Annotated in this window: 1 protein-coding gene; it reads right to left on the reverse strand. The window is 72.2% G+C overall.

The window, feature by feature from the left end; genetic code table 11:
* The coding region (locus tag ACFV9M_RS18320; protein ID WP_385102492.1) for an SDR family NAD(P)-dependent oxidoreductase at positions 1 to 7,558 on the reverse strand (7,558 nt) is incomplete at its 3' end.
* Between the last annotated feature and the right edge of the window lie 154 nt (positions 7,559 to 7,712).

Raw genomic sequence — 7,712 nt, forward strand, 5'->3', positions numbered from 1 at the left:
CCCCGGCCGACGTCTCCTGCGCGGGCGCCTCCTCCAGGATCACGTGCGCGTTCGTACCACTGATCCCGAACGCCGACACACCCGCCCGACGCGGCCTGCCGTTCCACGACCACGGACGCGCCTCGGTCAGCAACGCCACGGTCCCGTCGGACCAGTCGACCTCGGGCGTGGGTTCGGCCACGTGCAGGGTGGGCGGCAGGGTCTCGTGGCGCAGCGCCTGCACCATCTTGATCAGTCCGGCGACGCCCGCGGCGGCCTGGGTGTGGCCGATGTTGGACTTGACCGAGCCGAGCCACAGCGGGTGCTCCGGGTCCCGGTCGCGGCCGTACGTGGCCAGCAGCGCCTGCGCCTCGATCGGGTCGCCGAGGACGGTGCCCGTGCCGTGCGCCTCCACGGCGTCCACGTCCGCGCCGGTCACGCCCGCGGCGGCCAGCGCGCGGCGGATCACCCGCTGCTGCGCGGGCCCGCTCGGGGCGGTCAGCCCGTTGGAGGCGCCGTCCTGGTTGACCGCCGAGCCCTTCACGACCGCCAGGACCCGGTGCCCCAGCCGCTGCGCGTCCGACAGGCGTTCCAGGACGACGACGCCGACGCCCTCGCCCCAGGCCGTGCCGTCCGCGGTCGACGAGAACGGCTTGCAGCGGCCGTCGGCCGCGAGGCCGCGCTGCCGGGAGAACTCGACGAAGGCGTTGGGGGTGGCCATCGCGGCGACCCCGCCGGCCAGCGCCATCGAGCACTCGCCCGAGCGCAGCGCCTGCGCGGCCAGGTGGACGGCCACCAGCGCCGAGGAGCACGCCGTGTCCACCGTCACCGCCGGGCCCTCGAAGCCGAAGGCGTACGAGACCCGGCCGGAGGCGACGCTGACGGACGTACCCGTGGCGAGGTAGCCCTCGACGTCCTCGGGAACGGCGCCGCCGGCCTGCATGGAGTAGCCGTGGCTGGAGACGCCGGAGAAGACGCCGACGTCCTGGCCGTGCAGCGAGGTGGGGGCGATGCCGGCGCTCTCCAGTGCCTCCCAGGAGCCTTCGAGCAGCAGCCGCTGCTGCGGGTCCATCGCGGTCGCCTCACGCGGTGAGATCCCGAAGAAATGGGCGTCGAACCCGGAGACACCGTCGAGGAAGCCTCCGTTGCGCACGTACGACGTGCCGGGGTGGCTCGGGTCGTCGTGGAACAGCCCGTCCAGGTCCCAGCCGCGGTCGGTCGGGAACGGGCCCATGCCGTCCCGGCCCTGCCGGAGCAGGTTCCAGAACCCGGTGGGGTCGGTCACTCCGCCGGGCAGCCGGCAGCTCATGCCGACGATCGCGATCGGCTCGTCGGTGGCGACCCGCGCCGGGGCCTGCTCCGCCACGGCGCCGGTCACCTCTCCGACCAGTTCGTCGCGCAGGTGGCGGGCCAGCGCCACGGGCACCGGGTGGTCGAACACGACGGTCGCGGGCAGCCGTACGCCGCTGGCCTCGCGCAATCGGTTGCGCAGTTCGACGGCGGTCAGCGAGTCGAAGCCCGCGTCCTTGAACGGCCGGTCCGCGGCGATCTCCGCGGCGCTGTCGTGACCGAGCACAGCGGCGGCCTCGGTGCGGACGAGTTCCAGGAGCAGTTGCTCCTGTTCGGTCCGGGCGAGCCTGGTGAGGCGGTCCGCCAGTCCCCCGCCGCCGACCGGCGTGGGCGCCTGGGCGGCGCGGCGTGCGGGGCGGACGAGACCGCGCAGGATCGGCGGGACCCCGTCGCCGTCACCCAGCGCGCGTAAGTCGAGCCTGACCGGTACGACGACCGGTTCGCCGCTGTCCAGGGCGGCATCGAGCAGTGCCATGCCGTCCTGCGGCTCCAGCGGCAGGAAGCCCCCACGGCTGATGCGGGCATGATCGGTCCCGGAAAGATGCCCGGTCATACCGGACTCCTGCCGCCACAGCCCCCACGCCAGCGACACACCCGCGAACCCGTCCGCCAGACGACGCGCCACCACCGCGTCCACATAAGCGTTGGCGGCGGCGTAGTTCGCCTGCCCCGCCGAACCGAACGTCCCCGACGCCGACGAATACACCACGAACGCATCCACATCCGGATGCAGCTCACGCGTCACCACATCCAGATGACCCACACCATCGACCTTCGGCCCGAACACCCTCGCCACCCGCTCCGGCGTCAGCTCACCGACCACACCGTCATCCAGCACACCGGCGGTGTGCACCACGGCGGTCAGCCGACGACCCTCCGGCAGATCACCCAACAACGCCCGCACCGACTCACCGTCACCCACATCACAGGCCACCACCCGAACCGACGCACCCAAACCCTCAAGCCCGGACACCACCTCCGCAGCACCCGGCGACTCCACACCCCGACGCCCGGCCAGCACCACATGCCGCACCCCATGCGCCTCCACCAGATGCCTCGCCGTCAACGCACCCAGCGAACCCAGCCCGCCGGTCACCACCGCCACCCCCTCGGGATCCAGCGACCGCGGCACACTCAGCACGATCTTCCCGACATGCCGGGCCTGACTCATGAAACGGAACGCCGCACGCGCCTGCCGCACATCCCACACCGACCGCGGCAACAACTCCAGACGACCCTCCTCGAACAACCCCACCACCTCCGCCAGCATCTCCCCCATCCGCGCCGGACCCGCCTCCACCAGATCGAACGCACGATAAGAGACACCGGGATACGCCTCAGCGACCTCACCCGGCTCACGGACATCGGTCTTGCCCATCTCCACGAAACGACCCCCCTCACCCAGCAACCCCAACCCCGCATCCACCAGACCACCGGCCAGACTGTCCAGCACGAGATCGACACCACCGGCGAACCGCTCCGCGAACGACGCATCCCGCGACGAGGCCAGATGCGCCTCGTCGAAGCCCCGCCCCCGCAGCACCCCCCACTTCCCCGGACTCGCCGTCGCGAAGACCTCCGCACCCCAGCACCGCGCCAACTGCACCGCCGCCATCCCCACACCACCCGCCGCCGCATGAACGAGAACCCGCTCACCCGCCCGCAGCCCACCCAGATCCCGCAACCCGAAATACGCCGTCAAGAACACCACCGGCACCGACGCCGCCTCCGCGAACGACCACCCCCGCGGAATACGCACCACACACCGGTGATCAGCCACCGCCACCGACCCGAACCCCGCCGACACGATCCCCATCACCCGGTCACCCACCGACACACCACCCACACCCGGACCCACCTCCGTCACCACACCCGCACCCTCAGTACCCGGCAACGCCTCCCCCGGATACATCCCCAACGAGATCAGCACATCCCGGAAGTTCAACCCCAACGCCCGCAACCCGATCCGCACCTCACCCACCCCCAACGGCACCGCCACCTCCGGCGCCGCCACCAACGACAGATCCTCCAACGCACCCGAACCCCCACCCGCAAGACGCCACACCGACGACCCCCCAGGCACCACCAACGCACCCGAACCACGCACCAGACGCGGCAACCACACCACACCCGTACGGACCGCGACCTGGTCCTCGCCGTGCTTGCCGTTCTCGCCGTCGGTGACGGCGGCCAGGGCGACGGCCAGATCGTCGTTCGCCGCGTCGAGCAGTGCGATCGGCCGGTGCCACTCTGCCTGCGCGGAGCGGACCAGGCCCCAGACGGCGGCCAGGGCCGGGTCGGGAGGGGTGTCACCCGGGCCGGTCGTCACCGCGCCGTGGGTGAGCACCGCCGGCCGGGCGTCCTCCAGCTCCGGATGGGCGTGCAGGGTCTGCAGCATGTGGAGTGCGTGCAGGGCGGGTTCGCCAGGGGTGTCCCCGGCCCGGACGGCCAGCACGAGCCAGTCGGGCAGTCGGCCCCCGTCGGCGACCTCGGCGGCGAGCGCGGTGAGTTGGGTGGCGTTCTCGACGAGCAGCAGATCCGGACGCGGATCGGCGGCCACGTCGGTACGCCGGTTCCAGCCGACGCGGAAGAGCGCGTCGTCGCCGGCGCGGCCGGGCGCACCGCCCAGTTGCTCGGCGGTCACCGGGCGGGACACCACCGAGCGGACCGTGAGTACGGGGGCGCCCTTGTCGTCCATGAGGCGCAGGGCCAGCCCGTCGCTGCCGCCGTTCGGGACCAGGTGGACGCGTACGGCGACGGCGCCGGCCGCGTGCAGGGTGACGCCGGAGAAGGCGAACGGCAGGCCCACCGTCCCGTCGTCGCCGGTCTCGCTCACCAGGGCGGTGTGGAGGGCGGCGTCGAGCAGGGCCGGGTGGATGCCGTAGCGGCGGGCCTCGCTCCAGTGCTCCTCGTCGAACGCGGCCTCGGCGTAGAGGCCGGTCTCATGGCGCCAGGCGCGGCGCAGACCGCGGAAGAGCGGCCCGTAGCCGTATCCCTGGGTGGCGAGTCGGGGGTAGAGGTCCGCGATGTCGACCGGTTCCGCGCCGGCGGGCGGCCACTGGGCCGGGAGGCTTCCGCTGTCGGCGGCGGCCTCGTTCTCGGGCAGCAGCAGGCCGGTCGCGTGGCACTGCCACAGCTCGGGGTCGAAGGCGTCACCGGTCTCGTCCGTCTCCGGGGCGGAGTAGACGGCCACGGCGCGGGCACCCTGCTCGCCCGGCGCGTCCACGGCGACCTGGATGCGCAGGCCGCCGCGGGCGGGGACGGCCAGGGGCGCCTCGATGACGAGTTCGTCCAGGACCGGGGCGCCGACGTGGTCGCCGGCCCGTACGGCCAGTTCGACGAGACCGGCGCCGGGCATCAGGACGACGTCCTGCATCGTGTGGTCGGCCAGCCAGGGGTGGGTGGCAAGGCTCAGCCGGGTGGTGAACAGGACGCCGCCCGCGTGGGGCAGTTCGACGAGTGCGCCGAGCAGGGGGTGGTCGGCCGCGGTCAGGCCGAGCGCCGTGACGTCACCGCCGCCGGAGGCGTCCAGGATCCAGTAACGGCGGTGCTGGAAGGCGTAAGTGGGCAGGTCGAGGACGGTCTCGCCGGGCGGCAGCAGCGGGCCCCAGTCGACGTCCACTCCCCGGCCGAACAACTCGCCCAACCCGGCCAGCACCTCCCGGACCTCGTCACCCTCCCGCCGGGTCAACACCACCGCGTCCTCCAGCACACCACTCAACGTCGCCGGACCCACCTCCACGAACGTCCCGAACCCCGCCTCCCGCAACCCCCCGACCGCATCCGCGAACCGCACCGCACCCCGCGCCTGCTCCACCCAATAACCCGCATCCACCGACCCCAACGGCCGCCCCGTCAACGTCGACTGCATCAACAACGCCGGCTCCCCGAACACCATCCCCTCCAGCCCGGCCGCGAACGACTCCAGCACCGGATCCATGTCCGCCGAATGGAAAGCATGCGACACCCGCAACATCCGCGAACGCCGCCCCGCAAGCCCCGCCAACACCACCTCCACCGCCTCCCGACGCCCCGACACCACCACCGACCCCGCCCCGTTCACCCCCGAGATCTCCACCCCCTCCACCAACAGCCCACGCACCTCCTCCTCCGACGCAGCCACCGCCGCCATCACACCCCCACCCCGCGCCCCCTGCATCACCGCACCCCGCACCGCCACCAACCGCGCCGCATCCACCAACGACACCACCCCCGCCGCATACGCCGCAGCCACCTCACCCACCGAATGACCCACCACCGCACCAGGCCGCACCCCACACGACTCCAACAAACCCAACAACCCCACCTGCACCGCAAAAATCCCCGCCTGCGCCACCACCGTCCGGTCGATCAGCGCCACACCCTCGATCTCCCCGGTCCGCTCACCGAACACCACCTCGCGGGTACCGTCGGGCAACAGCGCACACACCTCGTCGAACCGCTCCCTGAACACCGGGAACCGCTCCGCCAACGCACGCCCCATCCCCGCCCACTGCGCCCCCTGCCCCGGAAACACGAACACCAACGAACCCACCACAGGAACGGGAGCGGGAACGGACGAAGCACCCACCCGCGCCAGACCCGCCACCGCCTCCTCAACCGAACCAGCCACCACCACCGCACGATCCGGCAACACCGCACGCCCCGACACCAACCCACGCGCCACACCCGCCAACGACACACCCGACCCCAGCACACCCGACCCCAGCACACCCGCCAACCGCTCCGCCTGACCCGGCAACGCCCCCGCACCCCGCGCCGACACCACCAACGGCACCACCACACCCCCATCACCATGCGCATCACCCCCCGCGTCAGCCCCAGCCCCGGCCGACGTCTCCTGCGCAGGCGCCTCCTCCAGGATCACGTGCGCGTTCGTACCACTGATCCCGAACGCCGACACACCCGCCCGACGCGGCGAACCATTCCGCGACCACGGACGCGCCTCGGTCAGCAACGCCACGGTCCCGTCGGACCAGTCGACCTCGGGCGTGGGTTCGGCCACGTGCAGGGTGGGCGGCAGTTCGGCGTTCCGGAGGGCCTGGACCATCTTGATGACCCCGGCGACGCCCGCGGCCGCCTGGGTGTGGCCCAGGTTGGATTTGATCGAGCCGAGCCAGAGCGGGGTCTTGGGGTCCCGGTCCTGGCCGTAGGTGGCGATGAGTGCCTGCGCCTCGATCGGGTCGCCGAGCGTCGTACCCGTGCCGTGTGCCTCCACGGCGTCCACGTCCGCGCCGGTCAGGCCCGCCGAAGCCAGCGCGCGACGGATCACCCGCTGCTGCGACGGACCGTTGGGCGCGGTCAGGCCGTTGGAGGCACCGTCCTGGTTGATGGCGGAGCCGCGTACCACGGCCAGGACACGGTGGCCGAGGCGCCGTGCGTCGGAGAGCCGTTCCAGGACGACGATGCCGGCGCCCTCGGCCCAGCCGGTGCCGTCGGCGGTCGAGGAGAACGCCTTGCAGCGGCCGTCGGCGGCCAGCCCGCGCTGCCGGGAGAACTCGATGAAGGTGCCGGGCGAGCCGATGACCGTGGCGCCGCCGGCCAGCGCCATGGTGCACTCGCCCGAGCGCAGCGCCTGCGCCGCCAGGTGGATCGCGACCAGCGACGACGAGCACGCCGTGTCCACCGTCACCGCAGGGCCCTCCAGACCGAACACGTACGAGACCCGGCCGGAGGCCACGCTCGCGGACAGGCCGGTGAGCAGGTAGCCCTCGACGTCCTGCTCGGCGGTGGCGGCGGTCGCCGTGTATCCCTGGCCGTTGGTGCCGGCGAAGACCGCGGTCTGGCTGCCTCGCAACGAGGTCGGGTCGATACCGGCGTGTTCCAGCGCCTCCCAGGAGCATTCGAGCAGCAGCCGCTGTTGCGGGTCCATCGCCAGCGCCTCGCGCGGCGAGATGCCGAAGAACCCGGCGTCGAACTCGGCCGCCCCGGCGAGGAACCCGCCCTCGCGGGCGTACGTGGTGCCGGGGTGACCGGGATCGTCGTGGAAGAGCCGGTCCAGGTCCCAGCCGCGGTCGGCCGGGAAGGCGCCGACGCCGTCCCGGCCCTTGCGGACCAGGTCCCACAGGTCGTCCGGGGAAGCGACGTCCCCGGGGAACCGGCAGGCCATGCCGACGATCGCGACGGGCTCGGAGACCATCGACTCGGCACGGCTCAGACGCTTGCGGGTCTCCCGCAGGTCGGCGGTGACCTTCTTGAGGAAGTAGCGGAGCTGCTGCTCGTCGGACACGAACGTTCCTTTCAGTACGTGCCGTCTCAGTACGTGCCGTTTAAGTTCGTACCGTCTTGGTTCGTGCCGTCTTGGTTCACGCCGTCTCGGTTCGTTCCGTCTTTGTCCGTTACGTCTTGGTTCGTGCCGTCCTGGTCCGTGCTGTCGTGGTGGT

It is taken from the genome of Streptomyces sp. NPDC059895 (assembly GCF_042731035.1).
Taxonomy (GTDB): domain Bacteria; phylum Actinomycetota; class Actinomycetes; order Streptomycetales; family Streptomycetaceae; genus Streptomyces.